At 72.5% G+C, this 22,259-nt stretch carries 18 protein-coding genes; 10 read left to right on the top strand and 8 right to left on the bottom strand.

Annotation, left to right across the window (positions count from 1 at the left end; genetic code table 11):
• Positions 1-159: 159 nt before the first annotated feature.
• From DIZ27_RS28800 to DIZ27_RS28785, 4 genes are all read left to right on the top strand, one after another.
• Complete coding sequence (locus DIZ27_RS28800; RefSeq protein WP_109381380.1) at positions 160-618, top strand: peroxiredoxin; 459 nt, start codon at positions 160-162, stop codon at positions 616-618.
• A 132-nt stretch (positions 619-750) separates the two neighbouring features.
• Entirely contained in the window at positions 751-1,326 is a 576-nt protein-coding gene (locus DIZ27_RS28795) for a TerD family protein (protein WP_109381379.1), read from the top strand.
• A 133-nt stretch (positions 1,327-1,459) separates the two neighbouring features.
• Positions 1,460-2,035, top strand: coding sequence for a TerD family protein (locus DIZ27_RS28790; protein ID WP_109381378.1), 576 nt, complete (start codon positions 1,460-1,462; stop codon positions 2,033-2,035).
• Between the two features lie 75 nt (positions 2,036-2,110).
• Positions 2,111-3,247, top strand: coding sequence for a DUF475 domain-containing protein (locus DIZ27_RS28785; RefSeq protein ID WP_109381377.1), 1,137 nt, complete (start codon positions 2,111-2,113; stop codon positions 3,245-3,247).
• Positions 3,248-3,357: 110 nt separating this feature from the next.
• On the opposite strand, the gene DIZ27_RS28780 is transcribed toward DIZ27_RS28785, so the two are convergent.
• Positions 3,358-4,473, bottom strand: a complete 1,116-nt coding sequence (locus tag DIZ27_RS28780; RefSeq protein ID WP_109381429.1) for an ADP-ribosylglycohydrolase family protein — start codon at positions 4,471-4,473, stop codon at positions 3,358-3,360.
• Between the two features lie 309 nt (positions 4,474-4,782).
• Here DIZ27_RS28780 and DIZ27_RS28775 point away from each other — a divergent pair, with 309 nt between their 5' ends.
• Positions 4,783-5,244 (top strand): prevent-host-death family protein, encoded by a 462-nt coding sequence (locus tag DIZ27_RS28775; RefSeq protein WP_109381376.1) that lies wholly within the window; start codon positions 4,783-4,785, stop codon positions 5,242-5,244.
• Complete coding sequence (locus tag DIZ27_RS28770; protein WP_109381375.1) at positions 5,241-5,594, top strand: hypothetical protein; 354 nt, start codon at positions 5,241-5,243, stop codon at positions 5,592-5,594. Before DIZ27_RS28775 ends, DIZ27_RS28770 begins: the two co-directional genes overlap by 4 nt.
• A gap of 28 nt (positions 5,595-5,622) precedes the next feature.
• Here the strand turns inward: DIZ27_RS28770 and DIZ27_RS28765 are convergent, their stop codons facing one another.
• The 3 genes from DIZ27_RS28765 to DIZ27_RS28755 form a co-directional block, all read right to left on the bottom strand.
• Positions 5,623-6,210, bottom strand: a complete 588-nt coding sequence (locus DIZ27_RS28765) for a L,D-transpeptidase (RefSeq protein WP_181383732.1) — start codon at positions 6,208-6,210, stop codon at positions 5,623-5,625.
• A gap of 138 nt (positions 6,211-6,348) precedes the next feature.
• Positions 6,349-8,934, bottom strand: coding sequence for a bifunctional FO biosynthesis protein CofGH (locus DIZ27_RS28760; RefSeq protein ID WP_109381374.1), 2,586 nt, complete (start codon positions 8,932-8,934; stop codon positions 6,349-6,351).
• Between the two features lie 99 nt (positions 8,935-9,033).
• On the bottom strand, positions 9,034-9,927 hold the full coding sequence (locus tag DIZ27_RS28755; protein WP_109381373.1) for an LLM class F420-dependent oxidoreductase: 894 nt from the start codon (positions 9,925-9,927) through the stop codon (positions 9,034-9,036).
• Positions 9,928-10,211: 284 nt separating this feature from the next.
• On the opposite strand from DIZ27_RS28755, the gene DIZ27_RS28750 reads away from it, so the two are divergent.
• The 3 genes from DIZ27_RS28750 (at position 10,212) to DIZ27_RS28740 (ending at position 15,329) form a co-directional block, all read left to right on the top strand.
• Positions 10,212-11,741, top strand: a complete 1,530-nt coding sequence (locus DIZ27_RS28750; RefSeq protein WP_109381372.1) for a CehA/McbA family metallohydrolase — start codon at positions 10,212-10,214, stop codon at positions 11,739-11,741.
• Between the two features lie 12 nt (positions 11,742-11,753).
• Entirely contained in the window at positions 11,754-12,149 is a 396-nt protein-coding gene (locus tag DIZ27_RS28745; RefSeq protein WP_109381371.1) for a nitroreductase/quinone reductase family protein, read from the top strand.
• Positions 12,150-12,362: 213 nt separating this feature from the next.
• Complete coding sequence (locus tag DIZ27_RS28740) at positions 12,363-15,329, top strand: BTAD domain-containing putative transcriptional regulator (RefSeq protein WP_109381370.1); 2,967 nt, start codon at positions 12,363-12,365, stop codon at positions 15,327-15,329.
• Between the two features lie 209 nt (positions 15,330-15,538).
• Here DIZ27_RS28740 and DIZ27_RS28735 read toward each other — a convergent pair whose 3' ends face one another.
• The 4 genes from DIZ27_RS28735 to DIZ27_RS28720 are packed head-to-tail and all read right to left on the bottom strand — an operon-like array spanning position 15,539 to position 20,875.
• On the bottom strand, positions 15,539-16,870 hold the full coding sequence (locus DIZ27_RS28735) for an MFS transporter (RefSeq protein ID WP_109381369.1): 1,332 nt from the start codon (positions 16,868-16,870) through the stop codon (positions 15,539-15,541).
• Positions 16,867-18,567 (bottom strand): amidohydrolase, encoded by a 1,701-nt coding sequence (locus tag DIZ27_RS28730; RefSeq protein ID WP_109381368.1) that lies wholly within the window; start codon positions 18,565-18,567, stop codon positions 16,867-16,869. The genes DIZ27_RS28735 and DIZ27_RS28730 overlap by 4 nt, the downstream gene beginning before the upstream one ends.
• 44 nt (positions 18,568-18,611) lie before the next feature.
• Positions 18,612-20,300: an urease subunit alpha gene (locus DIZ27_RS28725; RefSeq protein WP_109381367.1), complete on the bottom strand. Its 1,689-nt coding sequence runs from the start codon at positions 20,298-20,300 to the stop codon at positions 18,612-18,614.
• Positions 20,297-20,875, bottom strand: a complete 579-nt coding sequence (locus tag DIZ27_RS28720) for an urease subunit gamma (protein ID WP_109381366.1) — start codon at positions 20,873-20,875, stop codon at positions 20,297-20,299. The genes DIZ27_RS28725 and DIZ27_RS28720 overlap by 4 nt, the downstream gene beginning before the upstream one ends.
• Before the next feature lie 125 nt (positions 20,876-21,000).
• On the opposite strand from DIZ27_RS28720, the gene DIZ27_RS28715 reads away from it, so the two are divergent.
• Positions 21,001-22,233, top strand: a complete 1,233-nt coding sequence (locus DIZ27_RS28715; RefSeq protein ID WP_109381365.1) for a CdaR family transcriptional regulator — start codon at positions 21,001-21,003, stop codon at positions 22,231-22,233.
• Positions 22,234-22,259: the final 26 nt, after the last annotated feature.

Raw genomic sequence — 22,259 nt, 5'->3', positions numbered from 1 at the left:
AGGCGGCCCCGGCGGCACTCCCGCCGCCAGGGCCGCACCCCGTTCGAACCCGGACGGGCCGATCCGGATCGGCCCGTCCGGCCCACTGTCGTCCCCCGTGCGTAGGGTGGTCCCCGGGAACGAACCGGGAACAGCACCCCCGAAGGGACGAACGAGGCGATGGCGATCCAGGTCGGCGACAAGGCCCCCGACTTCGAGCTCAAGGACAACCACGGCGCGCCCGTACGACTGTCCGACCACCTCGGGCGGCGGAACGTGGCGCTCGTCTTCTACCCCTTCGCCTTCACCGGCGTGTGCACCGGGGAGCTGCGCGAACTGCGCGACAACCTGCCGCTCCTCGCCGACCGCGACACCCAGCTGCTCGCCGTCTCCAACGACTCCATCCATACCCTGCGCGTCTTCGCCGAGCAGGAGGGCCTGGAGTACCCCCTGTTGTCGGACTTCTGGCCGCACGGCGAGGTCTCACGCGCGTACGGTGTCTTCGACGAGGGCAAGGGCTGCGCCGTGCGGGGGACCTTCGTCATCGACCGGGAGGGCATCGTGCGCTGGACGGTCGTCAACGCACTGCCCGACGCACGTGACCTGAACGAGTACGTCGAGGCGCTCGACGCGCTGTGAGCACGTCCGACACCTCGTGATTCCCCGTCCCGGGGCCTGCGGCGGCCGGGAACCCATCACTAGGATCGACACGTTGATCTGACATCCAACGCACGACGGGGCTTCCCGCCCCCGGACATCAATGGAGGACTCGTGGGAGTCAGCCTCAGCAAGGGCGGCAACGTTTCGCTGACCAAGGAGGCGCCGGGCCTGACCGCGGTCATCGTCGGACTGGGGTGGGACGTCCGCACCACGACCGGCACCGACTTCGACCTGGACGCCAGCGCGCTGCTGGTGAACAACACCGGCAAGGTCGCCAACGACGCCAACTTCGTCTTCTTCAACAACCTCAAGAGCCCCGACGGCTCGGTCGAGCACACCGGCGACAACCTCACCGGTGAGGGCGAGGGCGACGACGAGCAGATCAAGGTCAACCTCGCCGGTGTCCCGGCGGAGATCGAGAAGATCGTCTTCCCGGTCTCCATCTACGACGCCGAGAACCGCCAGCAGTCCTTCGGCCAGGTGCGCAACGCGTTCATCCGCGTCGTCAACCAGGCCGGCGGCGCCGAGATCGCCCGTTACGACCTCTCGGAGGACGCCTCCACGGAGACCGCCATGGTCTTCGGCGAGCTGTACCGGCACGGCGCCGAGTGGAAGTTCCGCGCCATCGGCCAGGGCTACGCCTCCGGCCTGCGCGGCATCGCGCAGGACTTCGGGGTGAACGTCTGAGACGGTCACGTCCCGGGCGCCGCCCGGGCCCGGCCGCCTCGCACGGCCGTTCTGTCCGGCGCCACACGGTTTACGTGTGGCGCCGGACGCGCAGGACCACCTGAGAAACACCATCCGGGGAGGGAACAGCAAGATGGGCGTCACGCTTGCCAAGGGGGGAAACGTCTCCCTGTCCAAGGCCGCGCCGAATCTCACGCAGGTGATGATCGGGCTCGGCTGGGACGCGCGCTCCACCACCGGAGCCCCCTTCGACCTCGACGCCAGCGCACTGATGTGCAGCGACGGCCGGGTCATGGGGGACGAGTGGTTCATCTTCTACAACCAGCTCACGAGCCCGGACGGCTCGGTGCAGCACACCGGTGACAACCTCACCGGCGAGGGCGACGGCGACGACGAGTCCCTGCTGGTCGACCTCTCCAAGGTGCCGGTCCGGTGCGACAAGATCGTTTTTCCGGTCTCCATCCATCTGGCCGACGACCGCGGCCAGGCTTTCGGTCAGGTCAGCAATGCCTTCATCCGGGTCGTCAACCAGGCGGACGGCCAGGAGCTCGCCCGGTACGACCTCTCGGAGGACGCCTCCACCGAAACCGCGATGATCTTCGGTGAGCTCTACCGCTATCAGGGCGAGTGGAAGTTCAGGGCGGTGGGCCAGGGGTACGCGTCCGGGCTGCGGGGCATCGCTCTAGACTTTGGAGTCAATGTTTCGTAAAGCCGACTTCGGCAGCGGGGAGAGTCTCCTTCGGAGATCGTCCGGGGGAGCCCCCAACACATGATGGGGTAGCCAGTGGTTCTGAAAACCTTCGGCTGGTCGTTCGCGGTCACCGCGCTCGGTCTGGTCGCAGCGATCCTTTTCGGGGGGTGGACCGCCTTTGGCATCGTGGCGATCCTGTCGATCCTCGAGATCTCGCTGTCCTTCGACAACGCGGTGGTCAACGCCGGGATCCTGAAGAAGATGAATGCCTTCTGGCAGAAGATCTTCCTCACGATCGGCATCCTGATCGCCGTCTTCGGCATGCGGCTGGTCTTCCCCGTCGTGATCGTCGCCATCAGYGCCCAGCTCGGTCCGATCGAGGCGGTCGATCTCGCCTTCAGCGACAAGGACCGGTACCAGCAGCTCGTCACCGACGCCCACCCGTCGATCGCCGCRTTCGGTGGCATGTTCCTGTTGATGATCTTCCTGGACTTCGTGTTCGAGGACCGGGAGATCAAGTGGCTGACCTGGATCGAGCGCCCGCTCTCCAAGCTCGGCAAGGTCGACATGCTGTCGGTCTGCGTCGCGCTGATCGTCCTGCTGATCGCCTCCCTGACCGTCGGGGCCAACGCCCACCAGCACGGCGGCCTCCACGTCGACAAGGCGGAGACCGTCCTCCTCGCCGGCATCGGGGGTCTGATCACCTACATGATCGTGGGCGGACTCTCCGGCTACTTCGAGGACAAACTCGAAGAGGAGGAGGAACGCGAGCACGAGGAGGAGGAGAGGGCCGTGCGCGCCGGGAAGCCCCGCTCGGCGGTCGCGCTGGCCGGCAAGGCCGCGTTCTTCATGTTCCTCTACCTGGAGGTCCTGGACGCGTCCTTCTCCTTCGACGGTGTGATCGGCGCCTTCGCCATCACCAACGACATCGTGCTGATGGCCCTGGGCCTGGGCATCGGCGCCATGTACGTCCGTTCGCTGACGGTCTACCTGGTCCGCCAGGGCACCCTCGACGAGTACGTCTACCTGGAGCACGGCGCGCACTACGCCATCGGCGCGCTCGCCGCCCTGCTGCTCGTCACGATCCAGTACGAGATCAACGAGATCATCACCGGCCTGATCGGTGTCGTCCTGATCGGCGCCTCCTTCTGGTCCTCCGTGCGCCGCAACAAGGCGATCGCGGCGGCCGGGGGGACCCCGGAGAAGACCGAGGTCCCGTCCGGGGTGTGACCGGCGGGGTGAAGTTCCCCCGTGATCCCCGTGATCAAGGGCAGCGGGATGCTGCGAGCCGCGGGGGTGGTCCAGCCGCCGGACGCAGTGCGCCCGCAGGGCCGGCCCTGCTATGCCCGGGGGTATCTCGCCAGCCAGGCCGGGGACGAGCCGGCGGGGCTGTGCAGGGCGGGGCCCTGGGTCATCTCCATGGCGAAGTCGTCGGCGAGTTCCAGGATCGTGGGACGGCCCTCCAGTTCGGCCAGCCAGGCCGGCGGGAGGGCCGTCTCGCCGTGCAGGGCGCCCAGCAGCCCGCCGGTCAGCGCGCCGGCCACCGCGCTCGGCCCGTCCTGGTTGGCGGCTAGGCACAGCCCGTGCCGTACGTCCTCCCCCACCAGGGCGCAGTACACGGCGGCGGCGACGAGCCCTTCCGCCGTGCCCGTCCCGGCGAGCTGGGCGACCCGCTCCGGGGTGGGCATCCCCTGCCGCACGGCGCCCAGGGCCTGCTGCAGGGCGTCCGACACCGGCTGGTGCCCCGGCCGGGCGGCCAGCAGCGCGAGCGCCCGCTGCACCGCCGCGTCCAGGCTCTCGCCCCGGGCCAGCCCGTGCACGATCACCGCGTACGCGCCGGCCGCGAGGTAGGCGGTCGGGTGCCCGTGGGTCTGTGCCGCGCACTCCACGGCGAGCTGGGCGACGAGTTGCGGCTCCCAGCCGACGAGCAGCCCGAAGGGCGCCGAACGGGCCGCCGCCTCGGGCCCCGCCTCACCGGGGTTCTTGGGCGACTCGGGCGTCCCCATGGTCCCGTCCCCGAGCCCCAGCAGCAGCGCGCGGGCCGGGTCCCGGCGGGCGTAGAGCCACTCCTCCCGCGCGAGCCAGCCGTCCTCCGCCCGGCGCTCGTCCGGCCCCCAGTCCCGTTGCGTGGTCGCCCAGCGCAGATACGCCTGGTGCAGGTCGGTCGGCGGATGCCAGGCGCCGGTGTCGCGCCGCACCTGCGCGCGGATCAGCCCGTCCACGGAGAACAGGGTCATCTGGGTGAGGTGCGTGACGGCCCCGCGCCGGTCGTGGGCGGGGACGAATCCGGTGATCCCCGCGGCGCCGTGCGCCTTCCGGATCGCATCGGTGCCCATCCCGTCCACGGGCGCGCCCAGGGCATCCCCGAGGGCGACCCCGAGCAGCGTTCCGCGCACCCGGCTGCGGAAGTCCTGCTGCTCGCGCCGCCCCCACACGGGCCCGGCAGTCGCGTCCACCCAGACCTCCCAGGCCACCGTGCGTACGTGCGACGCCCTGCACTGTAACGAACGGGAGTGACCGGTTCAGTACGCGGTGAGGTATGGGAGCAGTACCCGAAACGACCGGATCTGACCACCGCCGGCCACGCTGGGCACGTGCGTCCCCACCCTTCACCGACCGCCCCGGGTCACCCGGGCTGCGCCTCACGTCGTCACAACAGCGCCCGACCACGTCGTCACAACAGCGCCCGACCACGTCGCGCAATCACGACGAAGGGACACACCATCGATTGACTTCGGAATATGTTCCGAAGTGCGGTTTCCGGTATGTCCACTCCCACGGTCGCCTTCTCAGAGCTCTCGAAGAACTCGAGACGTGTCGCCGAAACGCTCGACCGGGCCCACCGCGTGCACATCACACGTCGGGACGGCGAGGACCTCTACCTGACCACGGCCCGCCATGACCAGCAGCGCGAGGAAACGGCGGACGTCACGGCCCGTCTCCTCGCCGCCCTCGTTCGCAGCGATGCCGGCGAGCGGGCCATACAGCGCGCGCTCCCCTCGGTCTTCCCCTGGGTCCGTCACCTGTCCACGGAGGAGCTGCGGCAGTTCGTGACCGGCCTCATCGACGCCACGCACGACGTCGCCCAACTGGACATACACGGCGAACTCCACCGCGTCATCGTCGAATGGCGCGCTACGGCCCGCATTCTCGCCGATCCCGAACTCACCGCACAGCTCACCCGTCGGCTGCCGGACGAGGACCATGGCGAGGTGACCGCGCCGTGAGCCCCAAACGCGGTGACGATGTCGCCCCACCCTCCGTGGGTGAGGAACGGCACCTGCGATTCGCGACGAACGAGGCAGCGAAGGGGTGGGGCGAGTCGGGTGCGGAGGCGCCGGGAAACACACGTCGCTGTTTCGAGGCCCTGCGCAGGGACCCGTTGTCCCGGGCAGACCTCGATCGTCAGCACCGGCTGCGCGGCCGACTGGCCACGGCCAACCTCCGCGGCCAGGAGCTCGCCCAGTGGGAGTACGAGGTGACGGCAGGCGGCCGTGTCCGCCACCTCGTCGACGAGGAGCGCCGGACGGTTCACCTCGTGTACGCGTCCACCCGGCACCCCGAGGACACCGACTGATCCGCCCGCGACGGCGTCGGGTCGGCCGTTACTCGACGACCCGGACCGTGGTGCCCGGGGTGCCGAAGGTCCACAGGGCCTTGCCGTCCGCCTTGCCCACGCGGATGCCGCCGGTCGTCCGGCCGTCGGGCGGTGGGGGTGAGGAGCCGTCGACGGCGTTGGAGAAGGCGATGGAGACGCCCGACTTGGCGGCGAAGTAGATGATGTGCTCGACCTCGACGCCGTCGCTGCCGGTCGTGGCCTCGGTGCGGGTTCCGATCGTGTACGTGCCGGGATCGGGGTCGACCGTGCCCGGCCAGACCTCGAAGGAGCGGCGGGGGGCGTCGCTGGCGTCCACCAGCCACACCTGCTGGTCGTCGAGGGAGTAGACGATCCGGCGGCCGGTGCCCGAGTCGGCCGGGACCGCCTCCGACTCCGACTCCGACTCCGTCCCGGTTCCCCTCTCCTTCGGTTCGGCGGACGGTTTCGCGTCCGCCGTCGCCGACGCGCTCGGGCGACTCGTGGACGCGGTGGGCTTCGGCCCCTGATCCGCCTGGACGGCCAGGACCGCCACCGCGGCTATCGCCCCCGTGGTCAGCCCGGTCACCCAGGCCCACGAAGGAAGACGGGCAGGCACCGGTACGCATCTCCTCAGCTACGAGAACCCCCTCACCTCCGGGGCCCGATCATCGTACTGCGACCGGGGCGGGGCAGCGGGGTGGGCCGCCCTCGCCCGTCCCGGCTCGCCCCGGCCCCGTCCCGGCTCGCCCCGGCCTCAGTCCAGGACCGGCAGGAGGGCCGGCAGGTGGCCGTCGGAGGCCTGGGCCGCCTGCTGTCGTTCCGCCGGGACCTCGCCGTACAGGGTGGTGCGGGGCCTGGCCGGGCGGCCCGCCGCCTCCGCGACCGCGATCAGGTCCTTGACGGACTTGTAGGAGCCGTAGGAGGAGCCCGCCATGCGGGAGATGGTCTCCTCCATCAAGGTGCCGCCGAGGTCGTTGGCGCCGGAGCGGAGCATGTCGGCGGCGCCCTCCGCACCCAGTTTGACCCAGCTGGTCTGGATGTTGGGGATGTGCGGGTGCAGCAGGAGGCGGGCCATCGCGGTGACCGCGCGGTTGTCGCGCGTCGTCGGGCCGGGGCGGGCGATGCCGGCCAGGTAGACCGGGGCGTTGGTGTGGATGAAGGGGAGCGTGACGAACTCGGTGAAGCCGCCGGTGCGTTGCTGGATGCCGGCCAGGGTGCGCAGGTGCCCGAGCCAGTGGCGGGGCTGGTCGACGTGGCCGTACATCATCGTCGAGGAGGAGCGGATGCCCAGCTCGTGGGCCGTCTCGACGACCTCGATCCAGGTGGCCGCCGGCAGTTTGCCCTTGGTCAGGATCCAGCGGACCTCGTCGTCGAGGATCTCGGCGGCCGTGCCGGGGATGGAGTCCAGGCCCGCCTCCTTGGCCGCGGTGAGCCACTCGCGGATGGACAGGCCGGTGCGGGTGGCGCCGTTGACCACCTCCATCGGGGAGAAGGCGTGCACATGCATGCCGGGGACGCGTTCCTTGACCGCCTTCGCGATGTCGAAGTACGCGGTGCCCGGCAGGTCGGGGTGGATGCCGCCCTGCATGCAGACCTCCACCGCGCCCACGTCCCAGGCCTGCTGGGCGCGGTCGGCCACCTGCTGGAGGGAGAGCGTGTACGCGTCGGCGTCGGTGCGGCGCTGGGCGAAGGCGCAGAAACGGCAGCCGGTGTAACAGACGTTGGTGAAGTTGATGTTGCGGGTGACGATGTAGGTGACGTCGTCGCCGACCGCCGCTTTGCGGACGTCGTCCGCGATCCGGCACAGGGCGTCCAGCGCCGGGCCGTCCGCGTGCAGCAGGGCGAGGGCCTCGTCGTCGGTCAGCCTCGTCGGGTCGTCGGCCGCCCTCGCCAGGGCCTGGCGCACGTCGGTGTCGATGCGCTCGGGTGCCATGCCGGGGGCGGCGGCCTCGCGCAGGGCGCCCCAGTCGCCGTAGACCTCGTCGAAGTCGTCGCGGCGGTCGGCGGTGCGGCCCTCGGTGTCGATGGTGTGGTGCAGGTCGGTGCGGCCACTGGCCGTGAACACCTCGTCGGGCTCCTGCCAGGGGTGGCCCTCGACCACGGCGTCCGGGCGGGCGAGGCCGGTGGCGGGGTCGGCGAGCGCCGCCACGTGCGGGCGCAGCCGCGGGTCCAGCCAGGGTTCGCCGCGGGTGACGAACTCCGGGTAGACGCAGAGGCGTTCGCGCATCTCGAAACCGGCCGCCCGGGACTTCTCGGCCAGTTCCTCGATCCGCGGCCAGGGGCGTTCGGGGTTGACGTGGTCGATGGTGAGCGGGGAGATGCCGCCCCAGTCGTCGATGCCGGCCGCGATCAGCCGTCCGTACTCGGAGTCGACGAGGTTGGGCGGGGCCTGGAGGCAGGCGGACGGGCCGAGGACGTGCCGGGCCACGGCCACCGTGGCGACCAGCGCGTCGAGTTCCGCGTCCGGCATGCCGCGCATCGCGGTGTCCGGCTTGGCGCGGAAGTTCTGGACGATCACCTCCTGGATGCCGTGGTGGGCGCGGGAGACCTTCCGCAGGGCGAACAGGGACTCGGCGCGCTCCTCGTAGGTCTCGCCGATGCCGATGAGGATGCCCGAGGTGAAGGGGACGGAGGAGCGGCCCGCGTCCTCCAGGACGCGCAGCCGCACGGCCGGTTCCTTGTCCGGGGAGCCGTGGTGCGGGCCGCCGGGCTCGGACCACAGCCGGGTCGCGGTGGTCTCCAGCATCATGCCCATCGAGGGCGCGACGGGCTTGAGCCGCTGGAAGTCGGTCCAGGTCAGCACGCCCGGGTTGAGGTGCGGGAGGAGTCCGGTCTCCTCCAGGATGCGGATGGAGATCGCGCGGACGTAGGCGATGGTGTCGTCGTAGCCGTGCGCGTCGAGCCACTCGCGCGCCTCGGGCCAGCGGTCCTCGGGCTTGTCGCCGAGGGTGATGAGGGCTTCCTTGCAGCCGGCGGCGGCGCCCTTGCGGGCGATGTCCAGGACCTCGTCCGGCGACATGAACATCCCGTGCCCGGCCCGGCGCAGCTTGCCGGGCACGGTGACGAAGGTGCAGTAGTGGCACTTGTCCCGGCACAGCCGGGTCAGCGGGACGAAGACGCTCTTGGAGTACGTGATGACCCCGGGCCGGCCCGCCGCCCGAAGGCCCGCGTCCCTCACCCGGGCGGCCGAGGCGCACAGGTCCTCCAACTGCTCGCCGCGCGCCTGGAGCAGGACGGTGGCCTCGGACACGTCGAGGGAGACGCCGTCACGGGCCCGCTTGAGGGCGCGACGCAGGGAGTTCTCGGTCGGGCCGGTTCCGGAGGTCGCGGATGTCGTCATTCCTTGAGCATACGTTCGGGGTGATCAGGGCAGAGGAGGGCCGGGGCCCTCCTCCCGGCCCGGCGCTCACCGGCCGTCACGGGACCGCCGCCGGTGCCGTCACCGGGTTGCCCCACCGGTGCCGTCGCCCGCCCCGTCGCCCGTGCCGTCGACGAACGGCTGGTAGGCGTCCAGGGCCCGCAGCACTCCCGCCTCGCCCTCCGGCGGCAGCTGCACCACGACCTCCTCGATCCCGAGCTCGGCGAAGCGGGCGAGCTTGCCCGGACTGGGCTGGACGGCGTACGGGACGACCTGGAGAGCGCCGGGGTCGCGGCCGGCGTCGGCCCAGGCGGTGCGCAGCCGGGGCACCGCCTCGGACAGGCCGCGCCCGCCGATCGGCATCCAGCCGTCGGCGTACTCGCAGATGTGCGTGAACAGCTTCGGCCCGGCCGTCCCGCCGACCAGCGTGCGCGGACCGATGACGGGACCGCGCGGCTTCTGCACCGGCTTGGGGTGCGCGAAGCTGGCCCGGACGCTGCCGAACTTCCCGTTGTACGCGGTCGGTTCCTCCGTCCACAGCGACCGCATCAGACCCATCCGGTCCCGGACCAGCTCCCGCCGCGTACGCCATTCCACCCCGTGGTCGGCGGCTTCCTCGACGTTCCAGCCGAAGCCGAGCCCGAGGGTGAACCGGCCGCCGGAGAGGTGGTCGAGGGTCGCGATCTGCTTGGCCAGGTCGATCGGGTCGTGCTGCGCGGCGAGCGTGATGCCGGTACCGACGCCGAGCCGCTCGGTGACGGCCGCGGCCTGCGCGAGCGCGACGTAGGGGTCCAGGGTGCGGCCGTACTCCCGGGGCAGGTCGCCGCCCGCCGGGTAGGGGCTGGTCCGCTCGACGGGGATGTGCGTGTGCTCGGGCAGGTACAGCCCGGCGAAGCCGCGCTGCTCCAGCTCACGGGCGATCCGGGTCGGGGTGATCGTCTCGTCGGTGAGGAAGATCGTGACGGCGATGCGCATGAACGGGCCTTTCGTACGCGGACGACGGACCCATCAATACCCGGGCCCGGACCTCCTGTCCATACCGACCGGTCGGGACATCGGGGCGGGCGCGGCGGGGCGGGAGGACCCACGACGGAGGGGCCGACGACGAGCGGTCTTCGTCGCTGAATCCGCTGATTCCCTTCCCTTGCACGGCAGTTCACCGCTCGCTATCAGTGTGGTACCGCACCACCCCTGCACCACCCCGCACCCCCTGTCCTGTCATCCGCCCTGCCATCACACGACACCCCGGGAGCAGCAGCATGTGCGAGGAGCACCGGAGCGGGATCGGCCGGCGGGCCGTCTTCCTGACGGGAGCCGCCGCCGCGCTTACGTTGGGGAGCGTGAGCTTCGCTTCCGCGGCCGGCCGCGGTGAACAGGAGACGAGGACGGTGCGCGGCACCCTCCCGCCGGGCGCCCCCGACTTCGTCTACGTCCCCGTCGAAGTGCCGGACGGCGTACGGGAGATCAGGGTCGCCTACACCTACGACAGGCCGTCCGTCCCGGCCGGGACCGCGGGCAACGCCCTTGACATCGGGATCTTCGACGAACGCGGCACCGAGCTGGGCGGCGCGGGCTTCCGGGGCTGGTCGGGCGGGGCCCGTACGGAGTTCTTCCTCCGCGCGGACGACGCCACCCCCGGCTATCTGCCCGGCCCGGTGCGGGAGGGCACCTGGCACATCGCGCTGGGCCCGTACACCGTGGCCCCGCAGGGGCTGTCGTACGAGATCGCCGTCACGCTGACCTACGGGGAGCCCGGCGAGACGGTCCGGCCGGTGTATCCGCCCGAACGGGCGAAGGGGCGCGGGCGGGCCTGGTACCGGGGCGACTGCCATCTGCACTCCTGGCACTCCGACGGCCGTCGCACCCCGGCCGAAATCGCGGCGCTCGCACGGGCGGCGGGGCTGGACTTCATCAACAGCTCGGAGCACAACACCCACTCCGCGCACGCCCATTGGGCGGATGCCGCCGGGGACGACCTGCTGGTGCTGCTGGGCGAGGAGATCACCACCCGCAACGGGCACGTGGTCGCGCTCGGCACGGACCCCGGCACCTTCGTCGACTGGCGCTACCGGGCCCGCGACGACCGGTTCGGCCGGTTCGCCCGCCGGGTCCGCGACGCCGGGGGCCTGGTCGTGCCGGCGCATCCGCACGCCACCTGCATCGGCTGCAACTGGAAGTTCGGCTTCGGCGAGGCGGACGCCGTGGAGGTGTGGAACGGCCCCTGGACACCCGACGACGAGGTGGCCCTGGCCGACTGGGACGGCATGCTCGTCGCCTCGGTGCGGGGTGGGCAGGGCGAAAGGGGCGGGCGGGGCTGGGCCCCGGCGATGGGCAACAGCGACGCCCACCGGGACCCGGACGCCGTCGGCCACCCGCAGACCGTCGTCCTCGCCGACGAGCTGTCCCGCCGGGCCGTCCAGGAGGGCATCCGCGCGGGCCGCTCGTACGTCGCCGAGTCCGCACGCGTCTCCGTCGCCCTCACGGCGTCCGGCGGGCGGGGCGAACACGCCGGCATCGGCGAGCGGTTGGGCGTGGACCGGGACATGCCGGTCACCGTCCGCCTGGAGGCCGTCGGCGCCCCGCGCTGCACGGTCCGCCTCGTCACCGACCAGGGCGTCCTGCACACCAGCGCCCCGCTGCCGGTGTCCGGCTCGGGTGTCGTCGAGTGGCGGACCACCCCGTCGTACGCCGCCTACGTCCGCGCCGAGCTGCGGCACGAGACGGCGGCCGGCCCGCTGCCGGGTGTCCCGGCCGCGTTGACCAACCCGATCTTCCTGGGCCGCCGGTAGGCTCGCCGCACCATGAGCCGTCATTCCGAACGCAAGTACCGGGCCGTCACCGCCGTCCAGCGCCGGATCGCCAACCCCGTGACGCGCCGTCTCCCGCTGCAGACCCTCCTGGAGACCACGGGCCGCGTCTCCGGCCTGCCCCGGCGCACCCCGGTGGGCGGGCGGCGGGTCGGGGACTCGTTCTGGCTGGTGTCGGAGTTCGGCGAGCGGTCCCAGTACGTGCGCAACATCCGCGCGGACCCCCGGGTGCGGATCCGCATCCGGGGCCGCTGGCACACCGGTACCGCCCACCCGCTGCCCGAGGACGACCCGGTCGCCCGGCTGCGCGCCCTGCCGCGCATGAACAGCGCGGCGGTACGGGCGGTGGGGGCGGAACTGCTGACGGTACGGGTCGACCTGGACGACTGAGGCGGTCGACGCCGCCCCTCACTCACCTGACGCAGCGTCAATCGCGATAGCCAGGACCGGTTCCGGTGACATCGACGCACCCGTGCACGCAGAAGGTGTGAGGGCCTTGTGAACCCGTGCGCGCCGCCGTGTGATCGCCGTCTCGCACGGCTGACGCATTCGTCACGGACAAGGCAGACTGGCGTGGTTGTTCAGGATCCGTAGGGGGACTCCATGGAGGGTGCACCGCGAGTGCCGGAGCAGGGACGTCCCGGTTCGCCGACAGCACCGCCCGAGCCGCCGGTGCTGCGCTTCAGCGTGCTCGGGCCGGTGCGCGCCTGGCGCGGCGGCGAGCTCGTCAGCACCGGCAGCCCTCAGCAACGCGCCCTGCTCGCCGCCCTGTTACTCCGCGGGGGCCGTACGGCCACGGCGGCCGAGCTGATCGACGCCCTGTGGGGCGAGGAGCCGCCCTCACAGGCGCTGGCGGCGCTGCGTACGTACGCGTCCCGGCTGCGGAAGGTGCTGGACCCCGGGGTCCTGGTCAGCGAGTCCGGGGGGTACGCGGTGCGCGGGCCGGGCGAGGGCGCGCTGGACGCCGAGGTGGCGCAGCGGCTGGCCGCCGAGGCGGAGCGGGCGAAGCACGCCGGGGACCTGTGCACGGCCCGTACGCTGCTGGACCGCGCCCTCGCGCTCTGGGACGGCGAGACGCTGGCGGGCGTACCGGGCCCGTACGCGCAGGCCCAGCGGGTGCGGTTGGAGGAGTGGCGCCTGCAACTCGTCGAGGCCCGGCTGGACATGGACCTGGAGCAGGGCTGCCACGCGGAGGCCGTCTCGGAGCTGACGGCGCTCACGGCGGCCCACCCGCTGCGCGAACGCCTGCGCGAGCTGCTGATGCTGGCGCTGTACCGCAGCGGACGCCAGGCCGAGGCGCTGGCGGTGTACGCGGACACGCGCCGGCTGCTCGCCGACGAGCTGGGTGTGGACCCGCGGCCCGGCCTGCAGGAACTCCAGCAGCGCATCCTCCAGGCGGACCCCCACCTGGCGGAGCCCTCCTCCCCCGCGCCGCCCGAGCCCGCCGCCGCTCCGGTCCGTCCCGCGCAACTGCCCGCCACCGTGCCGGACTTCACCGGCCGCGCGTCCTTCGTACGCGAACTCGGCGCGATCCTCGCCTCGGCCGAGGGCCGGGTGATGGCGGTGTCCGCGCTGGCCGGGATAGGCGGCGTCGGCAAGACGACCCTCGCGGTGCACGTGGCCCACCAGGCACGGGCCGGCTTCCCCGACGGCCAGCTGTACGTCGACCTGCAGGGCGCGGGGCAGCGGGCGGCCGAGCCCGAGACGGTGCTCGGTGCCTTCCTGCGCGCCCTCGGCACCGCCGACTCCGCCATCCCCGACTCGCTGGAGGAACGGGCGGCGCTGTATCGGTCCGTCCTGGACGGCCGCAGGGTGCTGGTGCTGCTGGACAACGCGCGGGACGCCGCCCAGGTGCGCCCCCTCCTGCCGGGCACGGAGGGCTGCGCGGCCCTGGTGACGTCCCGGGTGCGGATGGTGGACCTGGCCGGCGCCCACCTGGTCGACCTGGACGTGATGTCCCCGGACGAGGCACTGGCCCTGTTCACGAAGATCGTCGGCGAGGAACGGGTGGCGTCGGAGCGCGAGGCCGCGCTGGACGTCGTGGCGGCCTGCGGTTTCCTCCCGCTGGCCATCCGGATAGCGGCCTCCCGGCTGGCGGCACGCCGCACCTGGACCGTCGCGGTGCTGGCGGCCAAACTCGCCGACGAGCGCCGCCGCCTGGACGAGCTGCAGGCCGGCGACCTCGCCGTGAAGGCCACCTTCGAACTCGGTTACGGCCAGCTGGAGCCGGCCCAGGCCCGTGCCTTCCGCCTCCTCGGCCTGGCCGACGGCCCGGACATCTCCCTGGCGGCAGCGGCGGCGGTCCTCGATCTCCCGGCGGACGACACGGAGGACCTCCTGGAGTCCCTGGTGGACACCTCCCTGCTGGAGTCCGCGGCACCCGGCCGCTACCGGCTGCACGACCTGGTCCGCCTCTACGCGCGTGCGTGCGCCGAACGCGACGAGCACCCGCCTGGCGAGCGCGCCGCCGCCCTGTCCCGTCTCCTGGACTTCTACCTGGCGACGGCGGCGGGCGTGTACGCGATCGAGCGGCCCGGGGACCGGCTGGTGGACCACCTGGCCGCCACCGACCATCCCGGGCTGCGCTTCCCCGACCGGGGGCCGGCGCGGGACTGGCTCTACACGGAGGCGAACTGCCTGCTGTCCTTCGCCCGGCAGTGCGCCGACCGGCCGGACACCCTGCGCCGGAGCATCGACCTGCTGTGGGCGGCGCTCGACCTGTCGGAGTCGGGGGCCAACTCCAAGGAGTACGAGTTCACGGCGCGGACCCTGCTGGAGGCGGCCCGGAAGGTCGGCGTCGCGCAGGTGGAGGCCCGAGCGCTGATGACCCTGGCGCACGCGCACCTCGACGGCGGCCGGTTCGACCTGGCCGACGAGGAGGCCGAGCAGGTCGTCCACCTCGCACGGCGGGCCGACGACCTGCTGCCCGTGTGCTGGGCGCACAACGCCCGCGGCGTGATCGCGCTCTACCAGGGCCGTACCGCGGCCGGCGAGGAGCACCTCTCCCACGCCCTCACGCACTTCCGGACGCTGGGCGACCGCCCCGGTGAGGCCAGCGCGCTCTGCAACCTCTCGCGGATCCGGCTGGCCGCCGGCAGCACGGACAGCGCCGTGGCACTCGCGCAGCAGGGCATGGAGATCTACGACGCCATGGGCAACTCCATGCGCGGTGCGAACGGCCGGTACGCGCTGGGCATGGCCCTCACCCAGAGCCACCGCCTGGTCGACGCCGCCGACCGGCTCCTCGAGGCGCTGGAGGTCTTCCGGGACAGCCGGCAACGGCTGTGGGAGGGCATGACCCTCTTCCGCCTGGCGGAGGTCGACATCGCGGGGCAGCGCTACGCCCCGGCCGCGGCGAACGCGGAGATGGCGCTGACGGTGCTGCGCGGCATCGGCGGGCAATGGCGGCGCGGCAACGTCCTGACGGTGCTGGGGCACGCCCTCACCGGCGTCGGCCACACGGGCCGCGCCCGCGTCTGCTGGGAGGAGGCCATGCGCATCTACGAGGCGCTGGGCTCACCGGAGGCCACGGCGGTACGCGCCCTGCTGACTCCCGTCGAGGCCGCCTGAGCGTCCGGCCGAGGAGGGAGCGGTGCCGCCCGCCCCGTACGGCGAGCTCCGCCGAGTGCTCCTTGTACGTGCCCGCCATACGTGCCTGCCGGACCGGAACGGCCGTGCGGCCCGCTGCACGAGGGAGGGGCAGCGGGCCGCACGAAGGGGGTGGCTCGCGCGTCGATGGCGCCGTACGGGGGGCGGTGCCGGACGCGGGCCGGTCGGGATCAGGCGGTGACGGCGTCGTCCTTCACCCGCATCCGGCCGCCCAGGAGTCCGCCGAGGGCGGTGATCAGGGACAGGGCCATCAGCAGCAGGGCCGCCGGCCAGGAGGCCCCGCCGCCGCCTGCCAGCAGGGCGGTCGCCAGGAAGGGGAGGAAGCCGGTGAGGGCGCCGGCCAGGTTGTAGGAGAGAGCCACGCCGGTGTAGCGCAGCCGGGCCGGGAACAGTTCGGCGAGCAGCGCCCCGGACACGGCGTAGGCGACGGAGAGCACGCCGATGCCGACCGCCATGGCCAGCACGACCACGACCGGGTTCTCGGTCTCGACCAGCCAGAAGAGCGGGAAGGCGAAGACGGCGCTGAGCAGGCCGCCCCACAGCGTGACCCGGCCGGGGCCGAGGCGGTCCGCCATGCGTCCCACGACGATGATCACCGCGATCTGGACGACTGCCGCCACCAGTGTCCCGTTGACCATGAGGGAGCGCGGCATGCCCAGGGTGTCGGCCCCGTAGCTGATCATGAACGTGGTCAGCATGTAGAACCCGCCGACTCCCAGCGTCGCCGAGGCCATCGCGACCAGCAGCCGGCCCCACGCCTGGCGGAAGATGTCGAGCGCGGGCACCTTGGCCTGCTCGTTCTGCTCCAGCATCTCGTCGAAGAGCGGCGACTCCTCCACCTTGCGGCGGATGTAGACGGCGATGCCCATCAGCGGGAAGGCCATCAGGAACGGCAGGCGCCAGCCCCAGGAGTCGAAGGACTCGGACGGCAGGAGGAGCACCAGGGCGAAGGCGCCGGAGGAGAGCAGGGTGCCCACCGGGGAGCCGACCTGCGGGAGTGCGGCGTACCAGCCGCGCTTCCCCGGCGGCGCGTGTTCCACGGCCAGGGTGATGGCGCCGCCCCACTCACCGCCGACGGCGATGCCCTGGACCAGGCGCAGGAACACCAGCAGCAGCGGCGCGGCGATGCCGATGGTGGCGTAGCCGGGCAGTAGACCGATCAGTCCGGTGGCGATGCCGATCATGACCACGGTGATCAGCAGGGCGGGCTTGCGGCCCATCCGGTCGCCCAGCCATCCGAAGATCAGGGCACCGATCGGCCGGGCGGCGAATCCGACACCGAAGGTGGCGAAGGCCGCGAGGGTGGCCGCTGTGGGATTGAGGGTGGTGAAGTACAGCCGGTTGAAGACGATGGCGGAGGCGGTACCGAAGAGGAAGTAGTCGTACCACTCCAGTGCCGTGCCGACGAAGGACGCGAAGGCGACCCGTCCGGCGTCCTTGGCCTTCGTATCGGTCGACGTGCCCGGCGGAGCCCCTGGGGTGACCTGACCGACTGTGCTCATGCGTGACTCCTTGCGTCCGGCCGGGGGGTTCCGGCCGTGGGGAGGGGACCGTTCACTGCCGCGAGGTCCCCGACTGCGTCGGCGCCGTGGACGCACTCCCCGGCCACGAAGGTGGCGAGGACGTCGATGGCGCCCATCCGATGACTGTCGACGGCGACAGGGTCATCGGAAAGTATGACGAAATCGGCATATTTGCCGGGGGTGATACTGCCGCGACGATCCTCGTCGTGGCTGGCCCATGCCGCATCGATGGTGTAGGCCCGGAGGGCCTGCTCCGCGCTCACCCGCTCGTCCGGGGCGAGCACGGTGCCCGCCCGGCTGAGGCGCTCGACCATGGACTGCATCCCGAGGAGGGGCGCTCCCGGGGCGACCGGCCGGTCGGAGCTGCCCGGCACCCGGATCCCCCGGTCGAGGAAGGAACGGTGCCGGTACATCCAGAGCGTACGGTCCGGACCGAGTCCCTCGGCCATGCTGTCGCCCACGTCATACAGGAAGCGCGCCTGCGGTACCGGGACCACGCCCAGCTCCGCGTAGCGGTCCAGCTGGTCGGGGCGGACCACGGCGGAGTGCTCGATGCGGTGGCGCACATCCGGGCGGGGCAGCACGCGCTGTGCCTCGGCGAAGGCGTCAAGGGCCAGGTCGACGGCGCTGTCGCCGATGGCGTGGGCGGCCACCCGCCAGCCGGCCCGGTGGGCGTCGACGACGAGCCGGTGCATCTCCTGCGGACTGTCCTGGTAGACGCCGCTCGTGTGGTCGTGCCCGCAGAACGGCTCGGAGACCGCAGCCGTGCGGCCGATCAGCGACCCGTCCAGCCAGATCTTCATGGGGCCCAGGCGCAGCCGGTCGTCGCCGAAGCCGGTGCGCAGGCCCAGATCGATGCCGGTGGTGATGCCGTCGTCGGCGTGCGCGCGCAGGGCGTGCAGGTTGTCGGCGGCGACCATGAGCTCGACCCGGGTGCGCAGGGTGCCGCGTTCTCGGGCCAGCTGGTAGGCGGCGGCCTCGACGGGGCTGCGGCCGATGAGGCCGAGCCCGATCCCGGCCTCCACCACGTGGGTCAGGCCCTCCGCGGCGTAGACCTCGCTCGCACGGCCGAGGGCGTCGGCCAGTTCGGCCACCGGGTAGGGCATGACCAGGTCGGTGACCAGTGCCTGGGCCCGCTCCTGGAGCAGGCCGGTAGGGGCGCCGTCGGCGTCACGCACCACGACCCCGCCCTCGGGGGCGTCCGCGGTGCCGTCGAGGACGCCGGCCCGCCGCAGCACCTCGCTGCCGGCCACGCACATGTGCCCGGAGCGGTGCTTGAGCCACACCGGCCGACCGCCGGCCGCCCGGTCCAGCCCCGTGCGGTGCGGATGCCCGCCCATGACCGTGTCGTCGTAGCCGGCGCCCACGATCCAGGCGTCGGCCGGCAGGGCGGCCGCGCGGCGGGCGACGGCGTCGTAGACCTGGGGCAGCGTGGTGGCCGTGCTCAGGTCGAGTTCGCCGAGGGACTGGCCGAACCAGGCCATGTGGTTGTGGGCGTCGCCGAATCCGGGGACGACGACCGCGCCGCCGCAGTCGAGCACGGTGCGCGCGGGCAGGTCCTCGACGGTCTCGTCGAGGCCGACGATCCGCCCCGCCAGGACACCGAGGGTGTGGGCACGGGGGTGGTGGTCGTCCACCGTGCGGATGCGGGCGTTGCGCAGTTTGAGATCGAGCATGGGGCGGCTTTCGGGTGTGTGGGGGTGTCCGGGGCGGGGCCGGTTCAGGCCAGGTTCTGCAGGCGGGTCAGCGGCAGGTCGGCGGCGTGGTGGATGTCGATCGGGCGGCCGTCGACGAGGACCGCCTCGGGGGTGGTGGGGACCCGCACCGTCGGTACGGCGGTGTTGCCGACCATGTCGCCGCGGGTCAGGCCGCGGCTGTCGCGCAGGGCGGTGTAGCGCACCCCCGTGGGGAGGGCGTCGGCGGCGGCGCGGTCGTCGAGGCAGGCCTGGGAGACGAAGACCGTGGACAGCCGGCGCGGGGCTCCGCCCAGTCCGCCGAAGTACGGCTTCATCACGCGCGGCTGGGTGAGCCGGGTCGAGCCGGAGCCCGAGCCCGTCAGCCCCCAGGCGACGAAGCCGGACTTGAGCACCAGCTCGGGCTGCGCGCCGAAGGTGGCGGGGCGCCACAGCACGACGTCGGCGATGCCGCCGGGCCGCAGGGAGCCGACGTCCGCGGCCATGCCGTGGGCGATCGCGGGGTTCAGCGTGATCTTGGCCAGGTAGCGCAGTACCCGTTCGTTGTTGACGACGTCCGGACCGGTCTGACCGGCCAGGTGGGCCTGGACGTGGGCGAGCTGCCAGGTGCGGCGCGCGGTCTCGGCGATGCGGCCCATGCCCATGGAGTCGGAGTTGACGATGCTGATCGCGCCGAGGTCGTGCAGGGCGTTCTCGGCGGCGATGGCGTGCTCGCGCACCCGGCTCGCCGCGATGGACACGTCGCTCTCCACGCCGTGGTGTCCGCCGTGGACGGTCATCGTCATGGGCAGCAGCTCGGCGACGGTGGCCGGGGTCAGGGGCAGCGTCGGGGTGGTGGAGGAGGTCAGCACGTGCGGCTGGGAGACGATCTCCAGCAGGTCGGGGTGACCGCCGCCGCCCTCGACGTGGTAGGCGTGCACGGTGCGTCCGCGGGTCGCCGAGAGGGTGTCGGCCAGGTAGCCGGACTCGTTGAGGGTGTCGGTGTGCAGGGCGACCGGCAGGTCGGCCTGTTCCGCGACGCCCAGGCAGGTGTCGACGATGCGGGGCGTGGCCCCCCAGTCCTCGTGGATCTTGAAGCCGCCGGAACCCGCGAGCACCGCACGCTCCAGCAGTTCCTGCGAGGAGGAGGAGCCGCGGGCGAGGAACGCCACGTTGACCGGGGCGTCGCGCCAGCCCTCGATGAGGCTGTGCAGGTTGTACGCGGGGTTGGCGCCGACGTCCCACACGCCGCCGATGCCCATGCCGACCATGGTGGTGACGCCGGCGGAGAGCGCGGCGGGCACCACCTCGGGGCTGGAGAGGTGGACGTGGGAGTCCACGATCCCGGCCGTGGCGAGGAGTCCCTGGCCGTTGATCATCGCGGTGTGGGAGTCGACGACGAGTTCGACGCCGTCGTTGTTCTCCGGGTTGCCGGCCCGTCCGACCCCGACGATCCGGCCGTCCTTGATTCCGATGTTGGTCTTGCGGACGCCGAGCAGCGGGTCCAGGACGACCACGCCGAGGATCACCATGTCCAGAGCGCTGTCCCGCGGGGCGCGGCCGGTCACGAGCAGGCCGTCGCGGGTGGTCTTGCCGCAGCCGCCGAGCATTTCCTCACCGGGCTCGGTGTCGTCGGCGTCGACCCGTACCCACAGGTCGGTGTCGGCCAGCCGGATCCGGTCGCCGGTGGTCGGGCCGTACACGGACGCGTACGCGCGCCGGGACATCCGGCTCATCGGTCTCCTCCTCGTGCCACGACGGTGACGGTGCGGGTCGCACCGGGCTCGAACCGCTCGGAGGAGCCGGCCGGGACGTCCAGCCGGTGGCCGCGTGCGGCCTCACGGTCGAACTCCAGGGCGGTGTTCGCCTCCTCCAGGGGGAAGTGGGAGGAGAGCCACACCGCGCGGGCGCCCCGGTTGGTGATCTCCAGTTCCCTGCGCGGCCGGCCGGGTGCCAGGTCCGTCTCGCCCTCGGCGGCCAGTACGGCGCCGGGGTCGGCCGGCCCGGCCGGCCCGAAGGGCTCGGCGACGTGGACCAGCGTGGAGCCGTGCGGGAAGAGCGCCTCCACCTGGATGCCGGGTACGGCTCCGGCGACTCCCGGCAGCAGGTGCTCGCGCGGGACGACGTCCCGGGCCTGCTCGACCACGTTCTCCAGCGGCACCCCGTCCCAGGCCATCTCCAGGATCTCGTCGCACACCAGGGCGACGGCCTCCGTCGCACCGAGCCGGGCGCCGCGGGCCAGCCGCCGCCGGGCGAGTTCGGCGGCCGAGAACAGCGTCAGCCGTTCCTGCTCGCGTGGAGTCAGATGCATGGGTGTTCCCCTTGAGATGGTGCGGGCCCGTTGGCCGCGTGGTGGGGCGTGCACAGCACAATGCCCTGTGAGGAGGGCATGAACAATGCCGAAACGCTCCGTGCTGGAGCGGTGATAATGGGCATATGCACAATGCGCCGGACATCGACGGCCCCGACGGTCCCGTCTGCACTCCCACCGCCCGACCCGCCGGCGACGGCGGCGCGTCGGTCTCCCCCGAACTGCGCACGCTGGTGCGCGACTGTCTGGACGACCTGGACGACCTGGTCGGGCGCTACGTCCCGGAGGTCTCCGCGTTCGACGACTACCAGGGCGTGGTCACGCCCGAGGACCTGCGTGACACCGCCCGGGCCTCTTTCGAACTGCTGCTGCGCCTGATCGGCGGCCTGCCGGTGCCCGAGGACCTGCGCGAGGTCCCGGAGCGGCTGGGCCGCCGCCGCGCCCACCAGGGCGTTCCTCTGGAGCGGCTCCTGCAGGCGGTGCGCATGGACTTCCGCGTGCTGTGGACCGCGTTCCTGGAACGCACCCGCCCGGAGGACCTGCCGCAGCTGACACACGGGGCGGTGCGGGTGTGGGAGGCAGTGGAGTTCCACACCGTGCACGCGCACGCCGCCTACCTGGACCAGGTGGCGGTGCTGGCCCGCGAGCAGGAACGGGAACGGACCGCGCTCATGGGCAGACTGCTGTCCTCGGACGGCCGCGACCAGCGACTCGTCGCCCAGGCGGCCACCCTCCTCCAGGTGAACGCGCAGTCGGACTTCGCCGTGGCGGTGGCTCCGCCGGAGTCGCAGGAGGAACTGCGCCGGGCCGTTACGGCACGGCTGACAGGTCACTCCCCCCACCTGCAGCAGCACAACGGCATGCTGGTGCTCGTGGCCAGGCTTCCGCAGGGAGCGGACGCGCTCCCGTCCGCCTGGCTGGACGGTGTGGCGTGCGCGGTCGGCCCGGTGGCGCGCGGACTGGCCCGCGTCCCCGACGCGGTGCGGGTGACCGAGGCGATCGCCATGACGATGGACGGCGACGACACGGCGCGAGGTGGCCCGGTGACCCTGGTCGACGCATGGATGCCCGTGGCCGCGGCACGGCTGGGCCCGATCGCGGGGATGCTGGCCGACTCGGTGCTGTCCGGTCTGGACCGGCTGTCCCCGCACGAGCGCGGGCGCCTGCTGGACACCGTGGTCGCCTACTGCGAGTCCGGGACGGTCGCGGCGGTCACCCGCGACCTGTACTGCCACCGCAACACGGTGCTCAACCGGCTGAGCCGTTTCACCGAGCTGACCGGCCTCCACCCCACCAGGCCGACGGAGGCGGCCACCGTCCTGTTCGCCCTGCAGTGCTCCCGCAGCCGTGGCGGGTGACGCCCGCGGACCGTGTGACACCTTCC

The sequence above is a fragment of the Streptomyces sp. NWU339 genome (assembly GCF_003143855.1).
GTDB lineage: Bacteria > Actinomycetota > Actinomycetes > Streptomycetales > Streptomycetaceae > Streptomyces.
The sequence above is the reverse complement of the archived record's forward strand: the minus strand, read 5'-3'. Positions and strand labels throughout refer to the sequence as shown.

Bases quoted from the DNA above. Each gene is read 5' to 3' on its own strand.
- DIZ27_RS28800 (WP_109381380.1), top strand. From the start codon at position 160: ATGGCGATCCAGGTCGGCGACAAGGCCCCCGACTTCGAGCTCAAGGAC.
- DIZ27_RS28790 (WP_109381378.1), top strand. From the start codon at position 1,460: ATGGGCGTCACGCTTGCCAAGGGGGGAAACGTCTCCCTGTCCAAGGCC.
- DIZ27_RS28775 (WP_109381376.1), top strand. From the start codon at position 4,783: ATGTCCACTCCCACGGTCGCCTTCTCAGAGCTCTCGAAGAACTCGAGA.
- DIZ27_RS28760 (WP_109381374.1), bottom strand. From the start codon at position 8,934: ATGACGACATCCGCGACCTCCGGAACCGGCCCGACCGAGAACTCCCTG.
- DIZ27_RS28755 (WP_109381373.1), bottom strand. From the start codon at position 9,927: ATGCGCATCGCCGTCACGATCTTCCTCACCGACGAGACGATCACCCCG.
- DIZ27_RS28750 (WP_109381372.1), top strand. From the start codon at position 10,212: ATGTGCGAGGAGCACCGGAGCGGGATCGGCCGGCGGGCCGTCTTCCTG.
- DIZ27_RS28745 (WP_109381371.1), top strand. From the start codon at position 11,754: ATGAGCCGTCATTCCGAACGCAAGTACCGGGCCGTCACCGCCGTCCAG.
- DIZ27_RS28740 (WP_109381370.1), top strand. From the start codon at position 12,363: ATGGAGGGTGCACCGCGAGTGCCGGAGCAGGGACGTCCCGGTTCGCCG.
- DIZ27_RS28735 (WP_109381369.1), bottom strand. From the start codon at position 16,870: ATGAGCACAGTCGGTCAGGTCACCCCAGGGGCTCCGCCGGGCACGTCG.
- DIZ27_RS28730 (WP_109381368.1), bottom strand. From the start codon at position 18,567: ATGCTCGATCTCAAACTGCGCAACGCCCGCATCCGCACGGTGGACGAC.
- DIZ27_RS28725 (WP_109381367.1), bottom strand. From the start codon at position 20,300: ATGAGCCGGATGTCCCGGCGCGCGTACGCGTCCGTGTACGGCCCGACC.
- DIZ27_RS28720 (WP_109381366.1), bottom strand. From the start codon at position 20,875: ATGCATCTGACTCCACGCGAGCAGGAACGGCTGACGCTGTTCTCGGCC.
- DIZ27_RS28715 (WP_109381365.1), top strand. From the start codon at position 21,001: ATGCACAATGCGCCGGACATCGACGGCCCCGACGGTCCCGTCTGCACT.